This window comes from Klebsiella sp. CSG-1 (assembly GCF_056521145.1).
The window spans coordinates 45,280-69,674 of the sequence record NZ_JBWNLD010000004.1 but is presented as its reverse complement, the minus strand read 5'-3'; the positions used below and the strand labels follow the sequence as shown (position 1 = coordinate 69,674).

Below are 24,395 nucleotides of genomic sequence, written 5' to 3'. Positions count from 1 at the left end.
AAGTAAGAACGTATAAAATGGCCCCGGCGTATAGCGGGGCCATTGTGACTGGCTCCGGCCGCTATTTTTCCTGCGGGGGGAGCGCCTGCAAAATCCGCCTGGCCTCCGGTTCACTCAGCGAATAAGCAAAAAAGCGCTGATAAAAGTCGCGGGTGACGGCGATCATATCGACATCGGCAAAGCGCTGCGGCTGAAGCTGTTTTGCCGCCCATTGAATCTGCAGCGCGCTTTCGCTGCCGTAGCGATCCCACGGAAAAACGCCCGCCGGGTTTTGTAGCACCCGGCCTTGTTTAACCGCCCGCAGCGCTGAGAAAAGTTCACCATAAGCCGAGTGCTGCAGGTCACCGCACCCCGCACCGAGGATAATGACGTCCGGCTGCCAGGCCAGCACTTTCTCCGCAGAGATCTCCTGCATATTGCCGCTGATGCCCTGCGCCGCGTTACGTCCTCCCGCCAGCTGGATCCAGGTATCGATCAGCGTATGGCTGCCGTCGACCTTCAGCGGCTTCAGTGATTGGATATGCAGCACCCGCGGGCGTTCCGCGTCGGTGAGCGCGGCGTTTCGCTGGCCGACGCGCGCAATGACCTGTTGCAGGTACTGGTTATACGCCTGGGCGCGGGCCCGCGCCTGCGGCGTAGCGATAACCTCTGCGGTGGTTTCCACCGCGCGGGCCAGCGACGGATAGTCGCTAAAACGCATCTCCATCACCGGCAGACCGGCCTGGCGATAGGCATCGGCATCACCGTCTCCCTGGGCGACAAAGACCACCTGAGCGCCGCGCGCCAGCAGCGCTTCGCTGGTAAAGTGCGGGCCGCGGCCGATCAGCGCGTGATTCAGCCGCGGATCGAGGCGGAACATCCACGGGCGGCTGTCCGGGCGGTTGACCGTCGCCACGATATCGCCGCCGGCCCCGAGGGTCATCAGCAGCGAGTGGTGGGCGAACCATCCTTCAGCCACCCGCGTCACCGTGTCCGGTAGGGTGACGCGATGTCCGGCGTCATCGGTGACCTGGCGGTCGGCCAGCGCCGGAATGGCGAGGCAAAGCGTAAGTAAGCCAGCGGCAATCTTGTTCATCATCGTCCTCAGAAATCAAACTGCAACGAGGCAGTCGCTTCGCGCGGTGCCCCCAGCTGCGCACTGGCGTACCCGGCGCCGGTGTAACCGGTCAGCGCGCCAGGAACGACGTTGCTCCAGTAGCGGCGGTTAGTGACGTTAGTCACTGCTAACCTAAATGTGGTATCGGTACCAAACAGCCGGGTGCGGTAGTTGCTGCCGATATCCACCGTGGTATAGCTGCCCACCCAGCTATCGTTGGCGTTATCGGTCGGGCGACGACCGACGTAGCGAAGCGTGCCGTTAACATCAAGCCCAGGGAGCGGATCGATGCTGTAAATCGCCAGCATACTGGCGGTGAAGCGCGGCAGACCGACTACCTGCTTATCGTCAGCATCGGCGCTCGAAGTGTTGTGCAAACGCGGGTCGAGCCAGCTGCCGCCGCCGAACAGGCGCAGGTTCGGGGTGACGTGACCATCGGCCATCAGCTCCAGCCCGCGGTTTTTCTGCGTTCCGTCCTGGGCAAAATCACCGCTGGCATTGGTATAGGCGAACGGGCGTTCAGCCTGGAACAACGCCGCGGTAAGCAGCAGATCCTTATGCGGGGCGTATTTCGCGCCGACCTCCACCTGATGGCTGCGGTAGGGGTCAAGGACCTCGCCGGCGTTATTGGCTCCGGCAGGCGCGGTATCTCCCTGCTGCATACTATTGGCCCAGGTCGTATAGAGCGTCACATTCTCCACCGGCTTGTACATCAGGCTGGCGGAACCGCTGGCCCCCCGATCGTCATGATTGCTGCTACGACTGCCGGTTTTGCTGTAGTTGTCTACGGTAAACAGATTTTCGCTACCGGAGAGCAGCAGGCTCCACCGGGGATTAAAGGTCAGCGTATCGCTCAGCAGAAAGACGTGCTGCGTGGTGGTGGCGGAATGGTAACGGTCGGTAAAATCCGGATAGGCGGGGCGGGCGTAATCCGGGCTCTCCTCCAGCGAAGAACTGCCCAGCGTTTGCGTACCGCCATCGCGTGGGTTGTTGTTTTTCCACACGAAACCGCGCATGCCAACCGCCAGGTCATGCTGTAACCAGCCGCTATCAACGCTGCCGGTGAGGTTAACCAGGTAGCTGTTGATGGTAAATCGGCTGGCGGCGGAGTTGGCGGTCGTGGTGGCGTAATGACCTTGATTATCGGTCAGCGTATTGGTGACGGTGGTCGATTCACGGTCGGCTATCTGGCGCAGCACGCCGACGTCCAGCAGCCAGTTACCGTCAAAATCATGCTTAATATGCAGGCTGCCGGTGGTGGTGGTGTCGTCGTTGCCGGCGTAGTACTGACCATATTGGCTTTTAGTGGGATCCAGCGGCGACGGGAAATGGGTCCCTTTTGCCAGAGCGAACGAGCCGGGCAGCCCTTTTTGATAGAAGTGGTAGTAGCTGAAGTTGCTCTCCAGCACCGTCTGGTCGGTCAGTTGGAAGTCGAGCGCCAGACCGGCATACTGGTTGCGCTGACGGCTACCGTGGGTATAGCTGCTGCCGTCCTGATCCAGCAGATTGAGGCGATATTTTACTCTGTCGGCCGCGTCAAGCGGGCCGCTGAGGTCCAGTGCGGCATTCGCGCCTGACGCCGTCCCGCCGCCAACGGTCACCCTGCGTAGCGGCACATCGGTAGGCCGTTTCGAGACCAGGTTAAACATGCCCGCCGGGTTTGCCGGGCCATATAGCGCGCCGGCCATACCGTTCAGTACCTCAATGCGTTGAAACTGTTCAGCGGGATACTCGGTGGTCGACACCACGTTCAGGCCATCAATCATGCTGTTCTGCACCACGCTGCCCTGCATACCGCGGGTTTGCGGACGAACGCCGTCGCCCTGGACGGAGGGCAGATAGCGGTAGACATCTTTGACGCTGCTGGCCTGTACCTGGCGGGTCAGAGAGTCGGAGAGCGTCTGCACGGACCACGGAACGTTAATCAACTTCTGCTTGCCGAGGTTGCCTGGCGTAGCCTGCTGTTCCGCAGCAGGCGTGACATCATCAAGGGATTGGGTATGCGGTTCTGCGGTGACAACCATGGTTTCTGCTGCATATACAGGCATCGCCGGTAGAATGGGAGAACAGGGAATCATCCCGGTTAATAAAACGAGTTTATATGAGCGCATTAATTTTTAGTTCAGACGGATGAAAGTGGAATGAGGCGGGGAAAATCTCGTCTCTGTCTGAAGGGTACGGTTTTTATTTGTATGACAAAAAGATAAAAAACATCGCTGTATATGTCAATATATAACGATGTTTTTTGTACGTCGGCACCGTCAACCTGGTACGGAATCAACCACACTATCCATCTGTTTTTGCTGGTTATAATGTGTTGGTATACCCCGGAAGAGAACAATGGTTTTTTTTCAGGTCCGGGGGAGGAATACAGCCTTTGTGCTGCAGATAAGCTTGTTATTGTCGTTCAGTGAAGGTGTAATTGGTGAGAATTCCTCATCTTTTTTCCGGGGCAGCTGCGCCGGTGACACCACGAAGAGCGAAAATGACGCAAGGAATGACCGAATTTAGTTTTGCCTCGTTTATGGCACAGCGGGCCGAGGCGCTGGCGTTGACCCTCGATGCGGACCAGCAGACGCTGATTACTCAACTGGACGCGCTGGGGCACGGGCTGGCCGCAGGCAAGGCCACGCGTGGTAAAGGGCTGTACGTCTGGGGGCGTACCGGGCGCGGCAAAAGTTTTATTATCGATCATTTCTTTGCCAGCCTGCCGCTGGCGGAAAAGCGCCGGGTGCATTTCCACTATTTCTTTCGCGAACTGCATCAGCGGCTGAACGCGCAGCCAACGCCAACCCTGCCCGAGGTGCTGGTACAGATGACCGACGGCTGCCGGCTATTGTGTTTTGATGAGTTTCATCTCCACGATCCGGGCGACGCCATGTTGGTGAAAGCGCTGCTTACGCTGCTGTTTCAACGCGGTATCATTCTGTTGGCTACCTCCAACTACCCCCCGGATCAATTACTGGCTAACCCGCTGTATCACGACCGTTTTGTGCCGTCGATTGCGCTGATAAAACAGCACATGACGGTAGCGGCGCTCAATGGTGAAGAGGATTACCGGGCGCGCCATGCGCCGGCGGAAAATCCATTCTGCCGCGGGAGGTTTCTGGTGCAACCCTCTGCCCAAACCCGTCAGCGACTAGAACTGCCGGATCCCTGCGCCACTGCGCAGCCGCTGCAGGTGGGCTATCGTACGCTACACGCCGCCTCCGCGCCGACGCATTTGTTGCATTTCACCTTTAGCCAGCTGTGCATGGCGGCAACGTCGGTAATGGATTATCTGGCGCTCTGTGAACAGCATGAGCGCTGGCTGCTGGATGCGGTTCCGCCTTTGCGTCAGGCAGGCCCGGCGGCTCAGCAGCGCTTTATTAATCTGGTGGATGTGCTGTATGAAAAGCAGTGTCAGCTGATCGTGGTGGCCGCCTGCGGACTGGGCGAACTGGTGGCGGATGTCGAACAGGAAGATATTCAGCCTACCTACAGCCGGTTATTACAGCTGCGACAAACATGAGAGGGGAAGGGGAAAAGCCCCGGCGGACATAGCGCCCGCCGGGGAGGGAGATTACAGATCGTAACGGTCGAGGTTCATCACCTTGGTCCAGGCCGCGACAAAGTCTTTAACCAGTTTCTCCTGAGCATCCTGGCAGGCGTACACTTCCGCCAGCGCCCGCAGTACTGAGTTCGAACCGAAGACCAGGTCGGCGCGGGTGGCGGTGTACTTGCTCTCACCGCTCTGACGATCGCGGCCTTCGAACAGTTCGCCCTGCTCGTCGGTGGCGTTCCAGACGGTGGCCATGCTGAGTAAGTTGACGAAGAAGTCATTGCTCAGGACGCCGACGTGGTCGGTGAAGACCCCGTGCTGGCTGCCATCATAGTTGGCGCCCAGCACCCGCAGGCCGCCCACCAGCACGGTCATTTCCGGCGCGGTCAGCGTCAGCTGCTGAGCTTTATCCAGCAGCAGCGTTTCTGTCGAGACGCCACCTTCGATCCGGCGATAGTTACGGAAACCATCCGCCAGCGGTTCCAGCAGATCGAAAGACTCGATATCCGTCTGATCCTGACGGGCATCCACCCGGCCCGGCGCGAACGGTACGCTGACCTGCACACCGGCAGCCGCAGCGGCCTGTTCGACACCCACGACGCCCGCCAGCACGATGATATCGGCCAGCGATGCTTTACCCGAGGCTTTCTGAATGGCCTGCAGCGTCGGCAGCACTTTTGCAGCCACGGCGTTCACCGGCCACGATTTCTGCGGCTCCAGCGCCAGACGCGCGCCGTTAGCTCCGCCGCGTTTGTCTCCGCCGCGGAAGGTGGAGGCAGAAGCCCAGGCCACCGACACCAGTTCGCTGACCGACAGTCCGGCATCGGCGATAGCGGTCTTCAGGGTCGCAATATCCGCCGGCGTTGGGTTGTGGATGGCGGCCGGTAACGGATCTTGCCAGATCAGGTCTTCTTTCGGCACTTCCGGCCCGAGGTAGCGTGATTTTGGCCCCATATCACGGTGGATCAGTTTGAACCAGGCGCGGGCAAAGGCTTCATTAAAGGCCTGCGGATCGTTGAGGAAGCGACGGGAAATCTTGCCGAATTCCGGGTCGAAGCGCAGCGTCAGGTCGGTTACCAGCATGGTCGGCTTGCGTTTTTTCTCCGGATCGAACGGATCGGGGATCAGGTCCGGGGCATCTTTGGCTTCAAACTGAATGGCGCCAGCCGGGCTGCGGGTCTGGACCCATTCGTATTTGAACAGGTTCTCGAAGAAGTAGTTGCTCCACTGGGTCGGGGTCTGTGTCCAGACCACTTCCAGACCTGAGGTGATCGCATCGGGACCGGCTCCGCTGCCGTAGCTGTTCGCCCAGCCGAGGCCCTGCGCTTCAATCGGTGCGGCTTCAGGTTCTGCGCCGACGTGAGTGGTTACCGCTGCGCCGTGCGTTTTACCGAGGGTATGGCCGCCGGCGATCAGCGCGACGATCTCTTCATCGTTCATGGCCATGTTGCCGAAGGTGGCACGAATGGCAGCGGCAGCGGAGAGCGGGTCGCCGCTGGCGTTCGGGCCTTCCGGGTTAACGTAGATCAGACCCATTTCGGTGGCACCCAGCGGCTGTTGCGCCAGGCTTTCCGGGTGACGATGTTCGAGCCAGGCTTTTTCATGGCCCCAGTCAACGTCCAGATCCGGTTCCCAGACATCTTCACGACCGGCGCCGAAGCCGAAGGTGCGGAAGCCGGCGTTTTCCAGCGCGACGTTACCGGCCAGCATATAGAGGTCAGCCCAGGAGATTTTCTGGCCGTATTTTTGTTTTATCGGCCACAGCAGGCGACGGGCTTTATCGAGGCTGACGTTATCCGGCCAGGAGTTCAGCGGCGCAAAGCGCTGCTGTCCACGGCCTGCGCCACCGCGACCGTCAACGGTACGATAGGTGCCTGCACCGTGCCAGGCCATACGAATAAACAGCCCGATGTAGCTGCCCCAGTCTGCCGGCCACCACTCTTGTGAATCGGTCAGCAGCGCTCTCAGGTCTGCCTTCAGCGCGGCATAGTCGAGTTTTTTGAACTCTTCGCGGTAGTTAAAGTCTTCGCCGAGGGGATTTGAGCGGTTGGAATGCTGGTTCAGCAGATCCACGCGAAGTTGATTAGGCCACCAGTCGCGGTTGGCGGTGCCGCCACCGGCACTTTGGACGGGCTTCCCTGCGTGAAAAGGGCACTTCCCGGCGGATGCGTTGTTAGATGAATCGTTAGACGTGCTCATATCAGGCTCCGTTTGCTTTTGTGAATGCCATTACGATATACACTGCAACCAATAAGTGATACTTGAAAGAATCTACGGAATTAATAGTTATATCCTTTTAACAACAAGCGATAAAGAAATCCATGAAATAAATGTGGATTAAAGCCAAAATACGTAAAGCCGCTTACGTACGTTGCCGTTTGCTAATCAGTATAGGACACTGTAGCGAGGCCTCTGGCGATAAAATAAGCGGTTGCAAAAAAAGCTAAGCAGGTGAATTCTGGTCATTTACTGGCTACCGTCGCGACGACGATAAATAAGATTATCGCGGTTAAGATCCTCCGTTTATATAACCCGGCGGTGCTCGCAGAATGTGCCAGGCGTCTGTTTTCGCGCCGAGTGCGCTTTATTACGTGTGGGCAGGTTGTCTGCACCAAATTTATGCATTGCCCCAAAACCACTCCCCATTGTGGTGTGACGTCCCGTGACCACTATCTATCTTACTGAATTAAAAAGAACAATTTTCTGGCATGCCCTTTGCAAACAATAAACCAGAAGGCAGCGCAACAGACAATCAAGATGATCCAATAGCTGGCTAGGGTTCCGGTTCACGCAGGTGAATGTCTGGTCCGAGAGCTGGCGACCTCTGCGAGGTTACACGGCGGGACAAAAGCCCGGGAGACAGCAGCACCGTCAGGTGTCGCGCTGCTCCTGTTTTTGTGCCAACCAGAGGTTCATAATGAAGACATCCCGTGTCATCCGCTCACTCATGCTGTCGCTGGCGCTACTGGCCAGTTTCCCTTCCTTTGCCGCCGTAAAAAAAGAGTTCAACGTCTGCTGGACGATCTATGCCGGCTGGATGCCCTGGGGCGCCATCAGCAACGAAAAAATCATTGATAAATGGGCCGCGAAATACGGCATCAAAATCAATATCGTCCAGCTCAACGACTATATCGAGTCGATTAATCAGTACACCGCGGGTCAGTTTGATGGCTGCACCATGACCAACATGGACGCGCTGACGATCCCCGCCGCGGGCGGGGTCGATACCACTGCGCTGATTACCGGCAGCTATTCCGACGGCAACGACGGCGTGGTGCTCAAAGGCAGCGCTAAAACGTTGGCCGATCTGAAAGGCATGTCGGTCTATCTCCCTGAGCTGTCGGTTTCGCACTATCTGCTGGTCCGTGGCCTGGAGAAGGCCGGTCTGCAGGAGAAAGATGTCAAAGTGGTGAATACCTCCGATGCCGATATCGTTTCCGCTTTTGGCACCAGCAGCGTCCGCGCCGCCGTAGCATGGAACCCGCAGCTGTCGGCGATTAAAAAGACCCCGCAGACCAGCGAAGTCTTTAGCTCAGCGCAGGTTCCCGGCGAGCTTATCGACATGATGGTGGTCAACACGCAAACCCTGAAAGATAACCCCGCGCTGGGGAAAGCCCTGACCGGCGCATGGTTTGAAATGATGGCCAAAATGCAGGCCGGAGACGCCCAGGCGCTGAGCGCCATGGCGGCAGATTCCGGCACCGACCTTGCGGGCTACCAGGCGCAGCTGAAAACGACCCACCTGTTCTGGACCGCCGCCGAGACGCTGACGTTCATCTCCAGCCCGGAGCTGGCAAAAACCATGCAGCGCGTGGCGCAGTTTTCGTTTGATAAAGGGCTGTTAGGTGAAGGCGCGCAAAGCGCCGACTTCATTGGCATGCGCTTCCCCGGCAACGTCACAGTGGGTGATAACGCAAATACCCGACTGCGCTTTGACGATAGCTTCCTGAAAATGGCCGCCGCCGGCCAGCTGTAATCATTGATGACGGGAGTGAACGCCATGCGCCAAATTAACCGCCATCCCCAGCAGGGCATGCGGCTGATGCTATTACTGCTGCCCTTTTTGTTGCTGATCGCCGCCTGGTTTATCGGCTCCGCTATTCGCCTTGAAGCGAATCCCCAGGACAAGCTGTTGCCCGGCCTGTCGCAGATGGCGGCGGCCATCGAACGGATGGCGTTTACGCCGGACAAACGCAGCGGCGAATACCTGCTGTGGGGCGATACGCTGATCAGCCTGACGCGCCTGCTCATCGGGCTGGCGGTGTCCGCGCTGATTGGCCTGAGCATCGGGATCGTGGCCGGCGTATTTCCGGTTTATCGCGCGGCGCTGTCGCCGTTGATGACCGTGGTCTCGATGGTGCCGCCGCTGGCGATCCTGCCGGTGCTGTTTATCGTCTTCGGTCTCGATGAACTCTCTAAGGTGATGCTGATCGTGATTGGCATCACGCCGATGCTGGCGCGCGACCTTGAACAGCGGGCGCGGGAAATCCCGGCGGAACTGTTTATCAAAGCGCAAACCCTCGGCGCCAACAGCTGGACGGTGGTCCTGCGGGTGGTCCTGCCTCAGCTGCTGTCCCGCCTGCTTACCTCGCTGCGTTTGCTGCTGGGATCGGCGTGGCTGTTTCTGATTTCGGCGGAGGCTATTTCCGCCACCGCCGGGCTGGGCTACCGCATTTTCCTCGTCCGGCGCTACATGGCGATGGATGTGATAATCCCCTATGTCATCTGGATAACCCTGCTGGCCTGGCTGATGGATCTGGGGCTGCGTCAGCTGCATAAAGTCTGCTTCCCGTGGGCCGAAGGAGGCCGGACATGAGTTTTATCCGCATCAACAATATCTGGCAGGAGTACGGCGACCATGTGGTGCTGGAGCGCATTAACTTAGCGGTCAAAGAAGGGGAGTTTTGTTCCATGGTCGGGGCCTCCGGCTGCGGGAAATCCACCTTCTTGCGCCTGCTGCTGGGGCAGGAGAAACCGACCCGGGGCACGATTACGCTCGACGGTCAGCCGCTGGCTCCCGAGCCGGACCGCAGCCGCGGCGTGGTGTTCCAACGTTATTCGGTCTTCCCGCACCTGAGCGTGCTGGATAACGTGACCGTCGGTCTGGAGCTGCCGTCTTCGCCGTGCTTTGGCCGTCTGTTCGGTGCCCGCAAGCGTGCTGCCCGCGAACAGGCGGCACAGATGCTGGACAAAGTGGGGCTCGCCCACGCCCTTGACCGCTATCCGGCACAACTGTCCGGCGGGATGCAGCAGCGGCTGGCGATCGCCCAGGCCTTTGTGATGCAGCCACGGGTTCTGCTGCTCGACGAGCCTTTCGGCGCGCTCGACCCCGGTATCCGCAAAGATATGCACGCCCTGCTGCTTCAGCTATGGAGCGAAACGCGAATGACGGTCTTTATGGTCACCCACGATTTGGCCGAAGGATTCAATCTCGGCACCCGTCTGCTGGTCTTCGATAAGGTACGCCACGACCCGCAGGCCCCCAACGCCTATGGCGCGCGCATTACCTACGATATTCCGCTTAATGAGACCCGGATGTCGCAGATGCTCGGCGCCGGCACCGATAACAATGTCTATGCCTTAAGGAGATAGCCCGATGACAGCGCTTTTTCATACCTCACCAGCTCTGCGCGAAGAATTTTTGCCGGGCGGGGGCCATACCTCGTTCATTTTACGCCGTGGGCAGATCCTGCGTCTGACCGATATCGACGGCGGTGCAAACGTCAGCATGATGATGCTCAACCCGCATGAGAAAAGCGAGCGCCTGAACCTGCCGGATACCCTCAAGGGACAGCACACCGCGCGGCTGACGGCCGGACACTGTTTCTATTCCGATATGGGGCGGGTGCTGGCTGGCATCATCGCCGATAACTGCGGCTGGCACGATCCGTTCGGCGGTGTGCTCAATGCGCAAGAGACGGAAGAAAAATATGGCGCGGGCCGCTACCAGGAGCTGCGCAACACCTTCCATCGCAATGGCGCCGATAATCTGCTGGTCGAAATGGGGAAATGGGATCTTGGCCTCGAGGATCTGCTGATGGTGGTCAACTTCTTCAGCAAAGTCACCGTCGACAGCGCAGGGCGCTTTCAGTTTTGTGCGGGCCATTCCACCCCGGGTAACTACGTCGAACTGTTTGCGCCGATGGACGTACTGATGGTCCTGACCGCGCTGCCGCATCCGATGAACCCGTCGGGCGACTATGCCCCCCGTCCGGTCCAGCTGAGCTGGTATCAGGCCGACGATGAGCAGGCGGCGGTCGAATCGCTGTTTACCCGCGATGAAAACCAGCGCGCCTTCACCAACACCCACCTGTTCGCCCTTTGAGGAGCCCGAGATGAGCCTTGTGACCAGTACCCGTAACCCCGCCGATGCCGTCTATCGCCACGTGATTCCTGCGGGCGAACCCTGGCTGTTCGAAATCAAAACGGGGCAGACCCTGCGCCTGCTCGATCTTGAAGGCAACCAGGCTGTCGACACCCTGTTTTATTGTGCTGACAACCCGCGCGAACGCTACGATCCGCAGCGTACGCTGCGCCGTCAGGGCAATGCCTACCTGACGACCGGCAGCGTGCTGTACTCCAACCTCGGAAATCCGCTGTTGACCATCGTGGCCGATACCTGTGGACGCCATGATACCCTCGGCGGGGCCTGCGCGCAGGAGAGCAACACCGTGCGCTATGCGCTGGATAAACGCTACATGCACAGCTGTCGGGACAATTTTCTCTGCGCCTGTCTGCATGACGGTCGGCTGCATAAGCGCGATATTGGCGCCAATATCAACTTTTTTATGAACGTCCCGGTGACCGAAGCCGGCGGCCTGACCTTTGAAGACGGGATCTCTGGCGCCGGGAAGTACGTCGAGCTGCGCGCGGAGCGCAACGTTATCGTCCTGATCTCCAACTGCCCACAGCTGAATAACCCCTGCAACGGCTGGAATCCGACACCGGCGGAGGTACTGGTATGGAACTGACCCGTTGGCAGCGCTGGCGCCTGCTGGCCTGGCGTCTGTTTGCCGTTCGCGCCGACCGCCTGTTAAGCACACCATCGCGTAAGCCCTGAACGCCTGCGCGCCTCGGGGACGGCCCCGGGGACGTCGAATTTTTTTGCGGGACGACCCGCCACGACGTGAGTCCCTTGTATGTTCAAAACCTTACTGATTGCTAACCGCGGCGCCATCGCCTGTCGAATTCTGCGCACCCTGCGCGCGATGCAGGTGAAGGGCGTGGCGGTCTATTCCGACGCGGATCTCAGCAGCCTGCATATTCGCGAAGCCGATGAGGCAATCGGCCTCGGCGACGGCCCGGCGGCGCAAACTTACCTGGTGACGGAAAAAATCATCGCCGCTGCCTTAAAAAGCGGGGCCGAAGCTATTCATCCCGGCTACGGTTTCTTATCGGAAAACGCTGCCTTCGCCGAGGCTTGTGAAGCTGCCGGGCTGGCGTTTGTCGGCCCGACTCCCGCTCAGCTACGCACGTTTGGCCTGAAGCACACCGCCCGGGCGCTGGCCAAAGCGCAGGGCGTGCCGCTGCTGGAGGGGACCGGTCTGCTGGCCGACAGCGGCGAAGCGTGTCGGGCGGCGGACACCATCGGCTACCCGGTGATGTTAAAAAGCACCGCCGGGGGCGGCGGTATCGGGATGCGCGTCTGTCGCGACGCCCGCGAGCTGTCGGACGCCTTTGAGACCGTACAGCGGCTGGGGCAGAATAACTTTAGCGATGCGGGCGTGTTTATCGAAAAATACATTGAACGCGCGCGCCATCTGGAAGTGCAGATATTCGGCGACGGGCAGGGCGAGGTCATCGCCCTTGGGGTGCGCGACTGCTCAATACAGCGTCGGAACCAGAAAGTGCTGGAAGAAACCCCGGCGCCGAACCTACCGGCGGGGATGGCGGATGCGCTGTGCGCGGCGGCGGTCGCGCTGGGCAAAGCGGTCAGCTATCGCAGCGCCGGGACGGTCGAATTTGTCTATGACAGCGCGGCGCAGCGCTTCTATTTTCTCGAGGTCAATACCCGTCTGCAGGTTGAGCATGGCGTCACCGAGCAGGTGTGGGGCGTCGACCTGGTACGCTGGATGGTGGCGCTGGCGGCCGGGGATTTACCGCCGCTCACTGCGCTGCTGGCCGACCTGACACCACGGGGCCACGCTATCCAGGCGCGTATTTATGCCGAAGATCCGGGCCGTCAGTTTCAGCCTTCGCCAGGTTTGCTGACCGAGGTGGTTTTTCCGCCGGCGGACGGCGACACGCTTCGTATCGACCGTTGGGTGGAGGCCGGTTGCGACGTGCCGCCCTTTTTTGACCCGATGCTGGCTAAAATGATCGCCTGGCGGCCAACCCGCGACGAGGCGATCGCTGAACTGACCCAGGCGCTGGCGAACACCCGCCTGTATGGCGTGGAAACTAACCGCATCTACCTCCAGCAGATTCTGGCCTTTGAACCCTTTGTACAGGGTGAGCCCTGGACCCGTTGCCTGGAACAGCTGAGCTATCGGGCCGCAACCGTCGAGGTGCTCAGTGCCGGGACGCAGACCAGCGTCCAGGATTATCCCGGACGGCTGGGCTACTGGGCGGTGGGCGTCCCGCCGTCGGGGCCGATGGACGATCGGGCGCTGCGCCTCGGCAACCGGCTGCTGGATAACCCGCCGGGAGAAGCGGCGCTGGAAATCACCCTCAGCGGGCCAGTGCTGAAGTTTCATTGTGCAGCCCTGGCGGTGGTGAGCGGCGCCGGCGTTCCGGTTACCCTTGACGGTATCGCGCAAGAGATGAACCGTGTATTCCGTATCCCGGCCGGGGCGACGCTGAAAATCGGCGCCATCGAAGGGGCGGGGGTCAGGAGCTACCTCTGTCTGCGCGGCGGCATTCAGGTGCCGGATTATCTGGGCAGCAAAAGTACCTTTACGCTTGGACAGTTTGGCGGCCATGGCGGACGCGCGTTGCGCAGCGGGGATGTTCTGCATCTGGCGCCAGACGGCAGGGGGGACACCGGCGCCGCGCTGCCTGCTGTGCTGGTACCGCCGCTGGCGGCCGTACGTACCCTGCGGGTGATTTACGGCCCGCACGGCGCGCCGGAATTTTTTGCCGCGGACTACATTGATACGTTTTTTGCCACCGACTGGGAGGTGCATTTCAACTCCAGCCGTACCGGCGTGCGGCTGATAGGTCCTAAACCGCTGTGGGCCCGCGAGAGCGGCGGCGACGCGGGGCTGCATCCGTCGAATATTCACGATAACCCTTATGCCGTCGGCGCGGTTGATTTTACCGGCGATATGCCGGTTATTCTTGGCCCGGACGGCCCGAGCCTCGGCGGTTTCGTCTGCCCGGTGACGGTGATTGAAGCCGATCTCTGGCAACTGGGGCAACTGAAAGCCGGCGACAAGGTGCGTTTTGTTGCCGTGGATCTGTCTACGGCCCGTCGACTGGCGGCAGGCTACCGGGATGAGCTGGCGACGCTTGAGGCGATGCCTGTTGCGTGGCAGCCCGCGCCGTTAACTTCCCCCGTGGTGATGAGCTGCGCAGAAGCAGATAAGCGTCTGGTGGCCCGTCTTTCCGGCGATACCCATCTGCTGCTGGAAGCGGGAGAGGCGGAGCTCGATCTGGTGCTGCGTTTTCGCATTCATGCTCTGATGCAGGCGCTGGAGAGCCGCTCCCGACCGGGGGTAATTGACCTGACGCCGGGTATTCGTTCTTTGCAAATTCATTTCCAGCCGGAAACCCTGACGCTTGACGCGCTGTTGAGTTGGGTGAGCGTGGAGTGGGCGGCGGTGTGCGTCAGCGACGATCTGCAGGTTCCGACCCGGGTGGTACATCTACCGCTGTCGTGGGACGACCCGGCCTGCCGCACGGCTATCGATAAATACATGACGACCGTGCGGCGCGACGCGCCATGGTGCCCGAGCAACCTCGAATTTATCCGCCGGATTAACGACTTACCTGACGAACAGGCGGTATGGCAGACGGTGTTCGACGCCAGCTATCTGGTGATGGGGCTGGGCGATGTCTATCTTGGCGCGCCGGTGGCGACGCCGCTCGATCCGCGTCATCGACTGGTGACCACCAAATACAATCCGGCGCGTACCTGGACGGCGGAAAACTCGGTGGGGATCGGCGGAGCCTATCTGTGCGTCTATGGTATGGAAGGTCCCGGGGGCTACCAGTTTGTCGGCCGTACGTTGCAGATGTGGAATCGCTATCACGAGGTCGCCGACTTCTCCGGTAAACCCTGGCTGCTGCGCGTCTTCGACCAGCTGCGTTTCTACCCGGTTTCTGCCGATGAACTGCAACAGAACCGCCGCGATTTCCCGCTTGGCCGCTATCCGCTGCGCATTGAGCACAGTACCCTGCGGCTGGCGGAGTACCAGCAGTTTCTGCAGCGGGAAGCGGTAAGTATCGACGCTTTTCGCCAGCATCAGCAGCGCGCCTTCAATGAGGAACGCGAGCGCTGGATAGCCAGCGGCCAGGCGCATTTCGATAGCCAGGAGGTAGCGGCTGACGCGGGTGACGAGGCGCCGCTGCAGCGCGGACAGCAGGGCGTGGAGAGTCCGATCTCCGGCAATCTGTGGCAAGTGCAGGCCGCCGCGGGGAGTCATGTTCGCGCCGGCGACGTTCTGGTGGTGCTGGAGTCAATGAAAATGGAGATCCCGCTGTTGGCGCCGTGCGACGGCGTGGTGCAACAGATGAATGTTCAGCCGGGGGCGTCGGTACGCGCCGGGCAACGTGTGGCGGTGATCCTGGAGGAGAACGTATGAGTCAGCCAACCTTTGATTTACGCCTTGCGACCCTCGCAGAGGCTTACCGCCGCGGCGAATTGACCCCGCGGGCGCTGCTGGCCGATCTCCGCCAGAAGGCGCTTGCGCTGAATCCGGAGTATCAGCTGTTTATTCATATACTGACGGCGGAGGAGCAGGAGCCCTGGCTGGCGGCGCTGGATACGGTTGCGCCGGAGACGCTACCGCTGTACGGCGTGCCGTTCGCCATCAAAGATAATATCGATCTTGCGGGCATTGCCACCACCGCTGCCTGTCCGGCCTTTGCCCGCACCGCGACTGAGGATGCCACTGTCGTGGCCCAGCTGATTGCCCTCGGCGCTATTCCGGTCGGCAAAACCAATCTCGATCAGTTTGCCACCGGCCTGAACGGAACGCGTTCGCCCTACGGCCGCTGTCGTAACGCTTATCATGCGGATTATCCCTCCGGCGGATCCAGCGCCGGTTCAGCGCTGGCTGTGGCGCTCGGGGTGGCCAGCTTCGCCCTCGGAACGGACACCGCCGGCAGCGGACGAGTCCCGGCTTCACTGAATAACCTGATGGGGCTGAAGGCCAGCAAGGGGCTGATCTCTACCGCCGGGGTGGTGCCGGCCTGTCGGACCCTCGACTGTACGACATTCTTTACTGCCACCGCCGACGAGGCCAGTCGGCTGCTGGCCCTGACCGCACGGCCGGATCCGCGAGACGCCTACAGTCGCCGCAACCCGCAGTGGAACAGCCGTCAGGCCTTCGGCGTCCCGACGCCGGGATTTCGCTTCGGCGTGCCGCAGACGCTGAATTTCCTTGGCTGTGCGCAGAGCGAGGCGCTGTTTATGCAGGCCAAAGCGCGGCTCATTGCCCTTGGCGGCGTACCGGTCAACCTCGATATGACGCCGTTTCTTGCCGCCGCGCGCCTGCTGTACGACGGCCCGTGGGTGGCGGAACGGTATGCGGTGGTGGGCGCGCTAATCGAGCAGCAGCCGGAGGCGGTATTGCCGGTGATTCGCGACGTGCTGGCGAAAGCGCCGGGTACCGACGCGGTGGCGACCTTCAGGGCAATGTACCAGCTGCAGGCGTATAAGGCGCAGTGTGACGCGATCCTTGAAACGCTGGATTGCGTCCTGACCCCGACCTGTCCGCGTCCGGTAACGCTGGCTGAACTGGAGGCCGAGCCGGTGCAGCGCAATGCCGATCTCGGCTACTACACCAACTTTATGAACCTGCTGGATTATGCGGCGGTGAATGTGCCGGTCGGTTTTCTGGCAAACGGTTTGCCCTCCGGCGTCACCCTGTTCGGCCGGGCCTTCACCGACCAGTACCTTCTCGGAGTGGCCGACGCTTTCCAGCGCGTGCAGCCACTACCGCTGGTCGGCGGGAGCCAGCTGGACGCTGCCTTGCCTGCGGCCACCGGCAGCCACGATCGCATGCCGCTGGTGGTCTGCGGCGCCCATCTTGACGGCCTGGCGTTGAACGGGCAACTGCGGGAGCGGGGCGGGCGTCTGCTGACGGCCATGCACAGCGCCCCGCGCTATCGGCTGTATGCGCTGGCCGACGGGCGCCGTCCGGGGATGGTGCGTGACGACAACGACGGCGCGGCCATCGCCGTGGAGGTCTGGGAGCTGCCTTCGTCTGAGCTGGGCTCACTGCTGGCGGCCATTCCCGCACCGCTGGGGCTAGGCAAAGTCGAACTGTCCGACGGACGCTGGTTGAGCGGTTTTATCTGCGAAGGATACGGTCTGCAGGGGGCCACCGACATTACCGCCTACGGAGGCTGGCGGGCCTGGCTAACCCGCGGCTGACCCCAGGGCCTCTGTCTTCAGCGGACAGAGGCCATTTTGTGACAATGTCACACCCATTTCATCCCCTGGTGGGGGCTAGCGCCTGTCCGGGCATCTAACATGCTGAAACATTTCTGCTAAATCATTAGCAACCTTTCTGTAGGGCTGGCGCCTCGATAACGCTATTCTGCTGCGCTTTTTCTTTTTTTCGCCCTTTATTCAAACTCAAGTGAATTGCCGCTAATGACCCTATTGAGAGATGAAATTCGCGATCACTCAGCGGAAGAGATGCTGTTTATTCGTCGTGCCGCGATCGCGTTTCTACTGGTGGTGGTCTGCTTTGGCGTGCTGATTTTTAACCTCTACCGTTTACAGGTTAAGCAGCACGATTTCTATCAGACCCGATCGAATCAGAATGACATTAAAATGCTGCCTATCGCGCCAGACCGTGGGCTTATTTTCGATCGCAACGGTATCCCGCTGGTACAGAACATCACCCTCTACCGCCTGCAGGTGATCCCGAGCAAAATTTCCGATATGACCGCGTTGCTGAACGCATTGACCCCGATAGTGGATTTGACCCCCGATGATATCGCCAGTTTCCGCGATGATATGCACCACAACGGTCGCTACAAGCAGGTGACCCTGAAGTCGGCCCTGAGCGATGTTGAAGTGGCACGCTTTGCGGTGAACGAGTTTCGTTTTCCAGGCGTAACGGTGGAGAGCTACCAGCAGCGCGACTACCCCTACGGTGCCCAGCTGGCGCACGTGGTCGGCTATGTATCGAAAATCAACGACAGCGACCTGCAACGGCTGGCCAAAAACGGCGAGGCGGAGAACTATGCCGCCGACCATAATATCGGCAAGCAGGGTATTGAAGGCTATTACGAAAAAGAGCTCCACGGCACCACCGGCTATCAGGAGGTGGAAGTCGATAACCATGGTCGCGTGGTGCGTTTGCTGAAAGAGGTGCCGCCGGTGGCCGGGAAGGATATCTACCTGACGCTGGATCTGCACCTGCAGCAGTACATTGAAGGGGTGCTGAAGGGGCAGCGTGCGGCGGTGGTGGCGGTCGATCCGCGCGACGGCGGGGTGCTGGCGATGGTCTCCAGTCCCAGCTATGACCCGAATCCGTTTGTGAAAGGGATTGGCTATAAGGCCTACCGTTCTCTGCTCGATAACCCGGACCGCCCGCTGATTAACCGCGTGACCCAGGGGCTCTATCCGCCGGCATCGACGGTGAAACCCTATATGGCGCTGTCGGCACTTTCCGCTGGCGTGATTACCCCTACCACGACCTTTTTCGGTGCGCCGACCTGGACGCTACCCGGTACCCAGCGCCGCTATCGCGACTGGCTGAAAACCGGGCATGGGATGCTGAACGTGACCAAGGCGATTGAGGAGTCGGCGGACACCTTCTTCTATCAGGTGGCCTTTGAAATGGGCATTGACCGCATTCACAGCTGGCTGAGCAAGTTTGGCTACGGGCAGTTGACCGGGATTGATTTGAATGAAGAGTATGCCGGGGTGTTGCCGAGCCGCGAGTGGAAGCAGAAGGTGCATAAAAAGCCGTGGTATCAGGGGGACACCATTTCGGTCGGGATCGGCCAGGGCTACTGGATCGCTACGCCTGTCCAGATGGTGAAGGCGCTGACGACGCTGCTCAACAACGGCAAGGTAAAAAATCCCCATCTGCTCTATTCCATGAAGCGCGGCAATAAGGTTGAGCGCTATCAGCCGCCGAACAATACGCCGCAGGTGGGCGATCCGAAATCGCCGTACTGGGGCATCGTGCGCAACGGGATGTACGGCATGGCTAACTTGCCTAACGGCACCGGTTATAAACTGTTTCATACCGCGCCGTATCAGATTGCCGCGAAGTCCGGTACTTCGCAGGTCTTCAGTCTGAAGGAGAATCAGACCTACAATGCGAAGATGATCCCGGTCAGATTACGCGATCATATCTTCTATACCTTGTTTGCTCCGTATCAGCATCCAAAGGTGGCGATGGCGCTGATTCTGGAAAACGGCGGCGGCGACGGCGTTGTCGCCGGGCCAACGGCGCGCGCTATCCTTGACCACATCTTTGATCCGGCCAACGCGCCTGATATTGCGCAAGGGGCTGAAGCCAGCGTTCCGCAGATAGACAGCGCCGACGCGCAGTAGAGCAGGAGAGTATCGCCCGGCGTTGTGCTGGCCGGGCGAGGTTTACTTTTGCTCTTCTTTGCTCTGCAGCGCTTATTCCCGCAGGGTGTCACTCATAGAGATTGGTTATTTGTCGAAACAGCCGCCTTTCTCCATAGTGAAAGGACTGTAGAAAGCATCGAAGGGTAACGGGCTATGGCGTTGAGAAACAAACTTCTTATTGTGCAGACCGGCGCGCCGCCGGCGGAAATTGAGGCCGAACATGGCGATCTTCCGCTGTGGTTTGGTCGGCTGCTTGCGCCCTGGCGTCAGCAGATCGCCACCGTGCGTGTCTATGCGGGGGAAACGCTGCCCGCTCCGGATAGCCAGACCGTGGCGGTGATGACCGGCTCGTGGGCGATGGTCACCGATCGGCTGGCGTGGAGCGAGAAAACCGCCGCGTGGATCCGTTCGGCTATGGCGGTGGAGATGCCGTTATTTGGTATCTGCTACGGTCATCAGCTGATGGCCGACGCGCTCGGCGGCGAGGTGGCGTATCATCCGGCAGGACGCGAAACGGGATGCAAGGCGATTACGCTTTCCGCTGCCGGACGAACGGACCCGCTGTTAAGCGACCGGCCGGCCCATTTCCCTGCGCACCTCAGCCATCTGCAAACGGTCGTCAGGCTGCCGCCGAATGCGACGGTGCTGGCCGCATCAGCGCACGATCCCCACCAGATAGTGCGCTATACCCGCCATGCGCTGTCCACGCAGTTCCATCCGGAATTTACCCCTGAAATTGCGCGTTCATTGATCCACTATCGTGATGAGGTACTACGGAGAGAGGGAATCGATCCCCGGCAACTGCTGGATCAAGTGGAGGCATGTCCGGTCGCGGCGGGAATATTAACCCGCTTCGTGGCCAACTATCTGGAGCCGGACGTTCCCCACGCCTATGAGGCCGCTGAGGGCTTAACGTAGGCGTTAGCCCGCACAGTGGTCCTTCCGTCTGTATCCCAATGTATCTGCAGGGGGAGCAATACATTGCGATACAAAACCCCGCCTTTCTGCGCATATGCCATATACAAAACGCTGGTTAACTGTCTGCGTCCTCTCTTCTCTTTCAGTTAACAGGTGGCTTTATGAACAGATTATCTCGGGTCCGTAACGGTAGCGCGCTGATGCTGGCGCTGTCAGCTCTGTGGTCAGCCGGCGTTTGCGCGGCGGACGATGCCAGTGCATTCGATCATGTTCAACAGATTCAGGCCGGCGACCTGAATATCGGCTATGTCGATATCGGTCCGCGTGACGGTCAGCCGGTTATCCTGCTGCACGGCTGGCCATATGACATTCATAGCTATGCGGCGGTCGCGCCAGCGTTAGCAAAGCAAGGATTCCGCGTCATCGTGCCGTATCTGCGTGGCTATGGTACCACCCGTTTTCTCTCTGCAAATACGCCGCGCAACGGACAGCCCTCGGCCATGGCGGCAGATATTCTTCACCTGATGGACGCCTTGCAGATAAAACGGGCCGATGTGGCCGGGTTTGACTGGGGGGCGCGTACGGCCGATATCATGGCGGCGCTGTGGCCGGAGCGGGTTAAATCACTGGTTTCGGTGAGCGGGTATCTGATTGGCAGCCAGCACATCGGCGCCAAACCGCTGCCGCCGCAGGCGGAACTCTCCTCAGTATTGGCCTGCTGATGCAAAGTGCAAGCTACGCTACACCGCTTTTGGCGAAGGGGACTATGTGCAGCAGGAGAAAATGATCCAGCAGCTGTTACAAGAGGCGAGAGCCTGAGTGGGGTAAAAGTCGCGCTGGCGCTGCGTTGCAGCGGTCAGAGGATGGCCTGACAGCTCATCAGTAGCCCGGTCAGTAATTTAATCGTGACAGTGTCACTTATTTCTGGTCCGCAGAGCGAGATAAAAAAGCCGATAAGGTCAGTTATCGGCTTTTTTCAGCAAGTTTCGCCACAAAGAGTGTTGAGCGGGGCGGCAGTCAACTACCGTCCCGCTCAAGGATGTTACTTCGCCAGCAATTCCTGCGCGGTGCGCTCCACCAGATTCAGCAGTACCTTCACGTCCTCAAGCGTCACGATCGGGTTCAGCAGCGTCAGCTTCAGGCAGGTCATGCCGTTGTGCTCGGTCACCCCGACGTTTGCCCGACCGGAATCGAGCAGCGCATCCCCGACGCGTTGGTTGAGCAGGGCGATAGCGGCATCATCGCTGCCGGCCATCTGCGCCGGACGAGAGCGGAACAGCACGCTCGCCAGCTGCGGCTGCATGACCAGCTCCAGCGTCGGCTGAGATGTAACGTATTGCGCGACGTTTTTCGCCATGGTCACGCCATGATCGATGATCTCCGCGTACTGTTTCTGGCCCAGCGCTTCCAGACCCATCCACAGCTTCAGGGCATCGAAGCGGCGGGTGGTCTGCAGCGATTTGGAGACCAGATTCGGCACGCCGTGTTCTTCATCGAACTCGGAGTTCAGATAGGCCGCCTGGTAGCGCATCAGCTCGTAGTGGCGCGCGTCTTTTAACAGGAACGCGCCGCAGCTGATGGTCTGGAAGAACTGTTTGTGGAAGTCCAGGGTAATGGAGTCCACGCACTCAATGCCGTCCAGATAGTCGCGGTACTGCTCAGAGAGCAGCAGCGCGCCGCCCCATGCCGCATCCACGTGCAGCCAGATCTGATGTTCCGCCGCCACGCCGGCGATAGCACGCAGTGGGTCGATAGCGCCCGCGTCGGTAGTGCCGGCGGTGGCGACGATCGCCATGATCTGCTCGCCGTTAGCCTGCGCTTCGGCGATTTTCGCTTTCAGGTCAGCGACGTCCATCCGCGCAAATTCGTCGGTTTTCACCAGCGTCACTGCGCGGTAGCCGAGGCCCATCAGCGCCATGTTCTTCTGCACTGAGAAGTGGGCATTTTCAGAGCACAGTACTTTATACTGACGCACGTCACCCGGCAGACCGTCCTGCTGGATGGAGTGCCCCTGACGAGCGAAGAAGGCATCGCGCGCCAGCATCAGCCCCATCAGGTTGCTTTGGGTGCCGCCGCTGGTGAAGACGCCGGCGTCGCCGGCCGGGTAACCGACCTGAGCACGCAGCCATTCGATCAGCTTCATCTCAATGATGGTCGCCGACGGGCTTTGGTCCCAGGAGTCCATGCTCTGGTTGGTGGCGTTAATCAGCACTTCCGCCGCCTGGCTAACCACCAGGCTCGGACAGTGCAGATGCGCCACGCACTGCGGGTGATGTACCGACAGGCTGTCTTTCAGGAAGTACTCGATCGCACGTTCAATCGCCGCCTGGTTACCCAGACCCTGCTCGGTGAACTCAAGGGTAATGCGCTCGCGCAGTTCGGCGACGCTTTTACCTTGATACATCTCAGGCTGCTGCAACCATTGCGCGACGGCCTGGCTGGTCTGGGCGATCGCCTGCTGATAAGCCTCAATACTTTGCGGCGAAGCAGCAAGAATCGGATTCAATTTGGACATTGCGGTCACTCGCTCCACTCAGACCGGTTTGACACCGGCGGCCAGCATGGCCTGTTCAAATTTGTCGAGGAAAATTTCCAGCTCGGCGTTGCTGATCAGCAGCGACGGCAGCAGACGCAGGACGCAGCCGCCGCGGCCACCGCGTTCGAGGATCAGGCCCGCTTCGAAACATTTCTTCTGCAGCAGGGCGGACAGCGCGCCGTCAGCCGGGTAGCAGCCCATATGATCCTGCTCGCCGTTCGGGTTGACGATCTCAATCCCGATCATCAGACCCAGACCGCGAATGTGACCCATGACCGGGAAACGCTTCTGCATATCGGCCAGTTTGCCTTTCAGCCATTCGCCCTGCGCGGCCACTTTGCCAGCAATATCGTTATCTTTCAGGTGACGCAGGGTGGTCAAGCCGGTGGCCATCGCCAGCTGGTTGCCGCGGAAGGTGCCGGTATGGTGGCCCGGTTCCCAGGCATCAAACTGCTTCTTGATACCCAGAACGGCCAGCGGCAGACCGCCGCCGACGGCTTTCGACATCACGATAATGTCCGGCTCAATGCCGGCGTGTTCGAAGGCAAACAGCTTACCGGTACGGGCAAAGCCAGCCTGAACTTCGTCGATGATCAGCAGAATGCCGTGTTCCTGAGTCACTTTGCGGATGCGCTGCAACCACTCAACCGGAGCCGGGTTCACGCCGCCTTCGCCCTGAACGGCTTCGAGGATCACCGCCGCCGGTTTACGCACGCCGCTTTCCACGTCATTGATCAGGTTTTCGAAGTAGTAGGTCAGCGCTTTCACGCCCGCTTCGCCGCCGATACCCAGCGGGCAGCGGTACTGATGCGGATAGGGCATAAACTGCACTTCGGGCATCATGCCATTGACCGCTTCTTTCGGTGACAGGTTGCCGGTTACCGACAGCGCGCCGTGGGTCATACCGTGGTAGCCACCGGAGAAGCTAATAACCGAAGAACGGCCGGTGTATTTTTTCGCCAGCTTCAGCGCCGCTTCTACGGCGTCAGCGCCGGACGGGCCGGTGAACTGCAGGCAATATTCTTTACCTTCTCCCGGCAGTAATGAGAGCAGGTATTCGGAGAAGCGATCTTTTAACGGGGTAGTCAGATCGAGGGTATGTAACGGCAAGCCGCTGGTAATGACACTTTGGATGCTTTGCAGCACATCAGGGTGGTTGTGACCAAGAGCGAGGGTACCCGCGCCGGCAAGGCAATCCAGGTACTGTTTGTTATCCGCATCGGTTAACCACACGCCTTCCGCTTTTGCGATAGCCAGAGGCAGCTTGCGCGGGTAACTCCTGACGTTCGATTCGAATTCAGCCTGACGGGCCAAAAAGGTTTCGTTGTTCGCGTCCAATAAATCTGCACTTAAAGTATCAATACGGACTTTATCCGTCATCATATCACTCCCACAACCAGCGTTACGGTTGAACACTGGTTGAATAATTGGTTTTAGAAAATGAATCGCCATTCATAAAGCGCGCACAATATATGGCTTTTTAAATCGTCATTCAATGTTTTATTTATTGAGGTATTTTTACGTTATTTTTACACAACGCAAACCAATGGTAATGCATTGATTTATATGATTTATTTAAAGTGTTATAAAACCATTA

General features: G+C 59.6%; 15 protein-coding genes, 2 pseudogenes and 1 riboswitch. Of the genes and pseudogenes, 12 read left to right on the top strand and 5 right to left on the bottom strand.

The genetic code is table 11. The annotated features are described in order from the left end of the window. Positions 1-61: 61 nt before the first annotated feature. Entirely contained in the window at positions 62-1,075 is a 1,014-nt protein-coding gene (locus AC007G_RS11330; protein WP_032699874.1) for an ABC transporter substrate-binding protein, read from the bottom strand. A gap of 8 nt (positions 1,076-1,083) precedes the next feature. Then, complete coding sequence (locus AC007G_RS11325) at positions 1,084-3,207, bottom strand: TonB-dependent receptor (RefSeq protein ID WP_142630632.1); 2,124 nt, start codon at positions 3,205-3,207, stop codon at positions 1,084-1,086. Between the two features lie 374 nt (positions 3,208-3,581). Here AC007G_RS11325 and zapE point away from each other — a divergent pair, with 374 nt between their 5' ends. Beyond that, positions 3,582-4,607, top strand: a complete 1,026-nt coding sequence (gene zapE / locus AC007G_RS11320) for a cell division protein ZapE (RefSeq protein ID WP_479466600.1) — start codon at positions 3,582-3,584, stop codon at positions 4,605-4,607. Between the two features lie 51 nt (positions 4,608-4,658). On the opposite strand, the gene katG is transcribed toward zapE, so the two are convergent. Continuing rightward, positions 4,659-6,836, bottom strand: a complete 2,178-nt coding sequence (gene katG / locus AC007G_RS11315) for a catalase/peroxidase HPI (RefSeq protein WP_032699872.1) — start codon at positions 6,834-6,836, stop codon at positions 4,659-4,661. Between the two features lie 563 nt (positions 6,837-7,399). Continuing rightward, a riboswitch (guanidine-I (ykkC/yxkD leader) is annotated at positions 7,400-7,498 on the top strand. A gap of 56 nt (positions 7,499-7,554) precedes the next feature. Between katG and AC007G_RS11310 the strand changes: the two genes are divergently transcribed. The 11 genes and pseudogenes from AC007G_RS11310 to AC007G_RS11260 form a co-directional block, all read left to right on the top strand. Next, positions 7,555-8,613, top strand: a complete 1,059-nt coding sequence (locus tag AC007G_RS11310; protein ID WP_032687762.1) for a putative urea ABC transporter substrate-binding protein — start codon at positions 7,555-7,557, stop codon at positions 8,611-8,613. Between the two features lie 24 nt (positions 8,614-8,637). Beyond that, positions 8,638-9,453, top strand: a complete 816-nt coding sequence (locus AC007G_RS11305; RefSeq protein ID WP_142630634.1) for an ABC transporter permease — start codon at positions 8,638-8,640, stop codon at positions 9,451-9,453. Then, a complete protein-coding gene (locus tag AC007G_RS11300; protein WP_032699871.1) occupies positions 9,450-10,229 on the top strand; it encodes an ABC transporter ATP-binding protein in 780 nt (259 codons plus the stop codon). The genes AC007G_RS11305 and AC007G_RS11300 overlap by 4 nt, the downstream gene beginning before the upstream one ends. Positions 10,230-10,233: 4 nt before the next feature. Further along, positions 10,234-10,962 (top strand): urea amidolyase associated protein UAAP1, encoded by a 729-nt coding sequence (locus AC007G_RS11295; protein ID WP_032696220.1) that lies wholly within the window; start codon positions 10,234-10,236, stop codon positions 10,960-10,962. 10 nt (positions 10,963-10,972) lie between these two features. Beyond that, positions 10,973-11,608: an urea amidolyase associated protein UAAP2 gene (locus AC007G_RS11290; protein ID WP_032687758.1), complete on the top strand. Its 636-nt coding sequence runs from the start codon at positions 10,973-10,975 to the stop codon at positions 11,606-11,608. A 168-nt stretch (positions 11,609-11,776) separates the two neighbouring features. After that, on the top strand, positions 11,777-15,382 hold the full coding sequence (uca, locus tag AC007G_RS11285; protein WP_180888510.1) for an urea carboxylase: 3,606 nt from the start codon (positions 11,777-11,779) through the stop codon (positions 15,380-15,382). Next, positions 15,379-17,178: an allophanate hydrolase gene (gene atzF / locus AC007G_RS11280; protein ID WP_142630636.1), complete on the top strand. Its 1,800-nt coding sequence runs from the start codon at positions 15,379-15,381 to the stop codon at positions 17,176-17,178. Before uca ends, atzF begins: the two co-directional genes overlap by 4 nt. Positions 17,179-17,400: 222 nt before the next feature. Continuing rightward, positions 17,401-19,323 carry a penicillin-binding protein 2 gene (mrdA, locus tag AC007G_RS11275; protein WP_166673299.1) on the top strand — a complete coding sequence of 641 codons (1,923 nt, stop codon included), beginning with the start codon at positions 17,401-17,403 and terminating at the stop codon, positions 19,321-19,323. 174 nt (positions 19,324-19,497) lie between these two features. Continuing rightward, positions 19,498-20,262: a glutamine amidotransferase gene (locus AC007G_RS11270; protein ID WP_099973197.1), complete on the top strand. Its 765-nt coding sequence runs from the start codon at positions 19,498-19,500 to the stop codon at positions 20,260-20,262. Between the two features lie 161 nt (positions 20,263-20,423). Further along, a pseudogene (locus tag AC007G_RS11265) lies at positions 20,424-20,966 on the top strand (alpha/beta fold hydrolase); the annotation flags it as partial. A 1-nt stretch (position 20,967) separates the two neighbouring features. Then, positions 20,968-21,081 (top strand): annotated as a pseudogene (locus tag AC007G_RS11260) (cytochrome c biogenesis protein DipZ); the annotation flags it as partial. A gap of 223 nt (positions 21,082-21,304) precedes the next feature. Here the strand turns inward: AC007G_RS11260 and AC007G_RS11255 are convergent. Both AC007G_RS11255 and AC007G_RS11250 read right to left on the bottom strand, forming a co-directional pair. Next, a complete protein-coding gene (locus AC007G_RS11255) occupies positions 21,305-22,786 on the bottom strand; it encodes a pyridoxal phosphate-dependent decarboxylase family protein (RefSeq protein WP_162180095.1) in 1,482 nt (493 codons plus the stop codon). Positions 22,787-22,795: 9 nt separating this feature from the next. Continuing rightward, complete coding sequence (locus AC007G_RS11250; RefSeq protein WP_015584344.1) at positions 22,796-24,181, bottom strand: diaminobutyrate--2-oxoglutarate transaminase; 1,386 nt, start codon at positions 24,179-24,181, stop codon at positions 22,796-22,798. Between the last annotated feature and the right edge of the window lie 214 nt (positions 24,182-24,395).

Coding starts and splice junctions, on each gene's coding strand:
- AC007G_RS11330 (WP_032699874.1), bottom strand. CDS start 1,075: ATGAACAAGATTGCCGCTGGCTTACTTACGCTTTGCCTCGCCATTCCG.
- AC007G_RS11325 (WP_142630632.1), bottom strand. CDS start 3,207: ATGCGCTCATATAAACTCGTTTTATTAACCGGGATGATTCCCTGTTCT.
- zapE (WP_479466600.1), top strand. CDS start 3,582: ATGACGCAAGGAATGACCGAATTTAGTTTTGCCTCGTTTATGGCACAG.
- katG (WP_032699872.1), bottom strand. CDS start 6,836: ATGAGCACGTCTAACGATTCATCTAACAACGCATCCGCCGGGAAGTGC.
- AC007G_RS11310 (WP_032687762.1), top strand. CDS start 7,555: ATGAAGACATCCCGTGTCATCCGCTCACTCATGCTGTCGCTGGCGCTA.
- AC007G_RS11305 (WP_142630634.1), top strand. CDS start 8,638: ATGCGCCAAATTAACCGCCATCCCCAGCAGGGCATGCGGCTGATGCTA.
- AC007G_RS11300 (WP_032699871.1), top strand. CDS start 9,450: ATGAGTTTTATCCGCATCAACAATATCTGGCAGGAGTACGGCGACCAT.
- AC007G_RS11295 (WP_032696220.1), top strand. CDS start 10,234: ATGACAGCGCTTTTTCATACCTCACCAGCTCTGCGCGAAGAATTTTTG.
- AC007G_RS11290 (WP_032687758.1), top strand. CDS start 10,973: ATGAGCCTTGTGACCAGTACCCGTAACCCCGCCGATGCCGTCTATCGC.
- uca (WP_180888510.1), top strand. CDS start 11,777: ATGTTCAAAACCTTACTGATTGCTAACCGCGGCGCCATCGCCTGTCGA.
- atzF (WP_142630636.1), top strand. CDS start 15,379: ATGAGTCAGCCAACCTTTGATTTACGCCTTGCGACCCTCGCAGAGGCT.
- mrdA (WP_166673299.1), top strand. CDS start 17,401: ATGACCCTATTGAGAGATGAAATTCGCGATCACTCAGCGGAAGAGATG.
- AC007G_RS11270 (WP_099973197.1), top strand. CDS start 19,498: ATGGCGTTGAGAAACAAACTTCTTATTGTGCAGACCGGCGCGCCGCCG.
- AC007G_RS11250 (WP_015584344.1), bottom strand. CDS start 24,181: ATGATGACGGATAAAGTCCGTATTGATACTTTAAGTGCAGATTTATTG.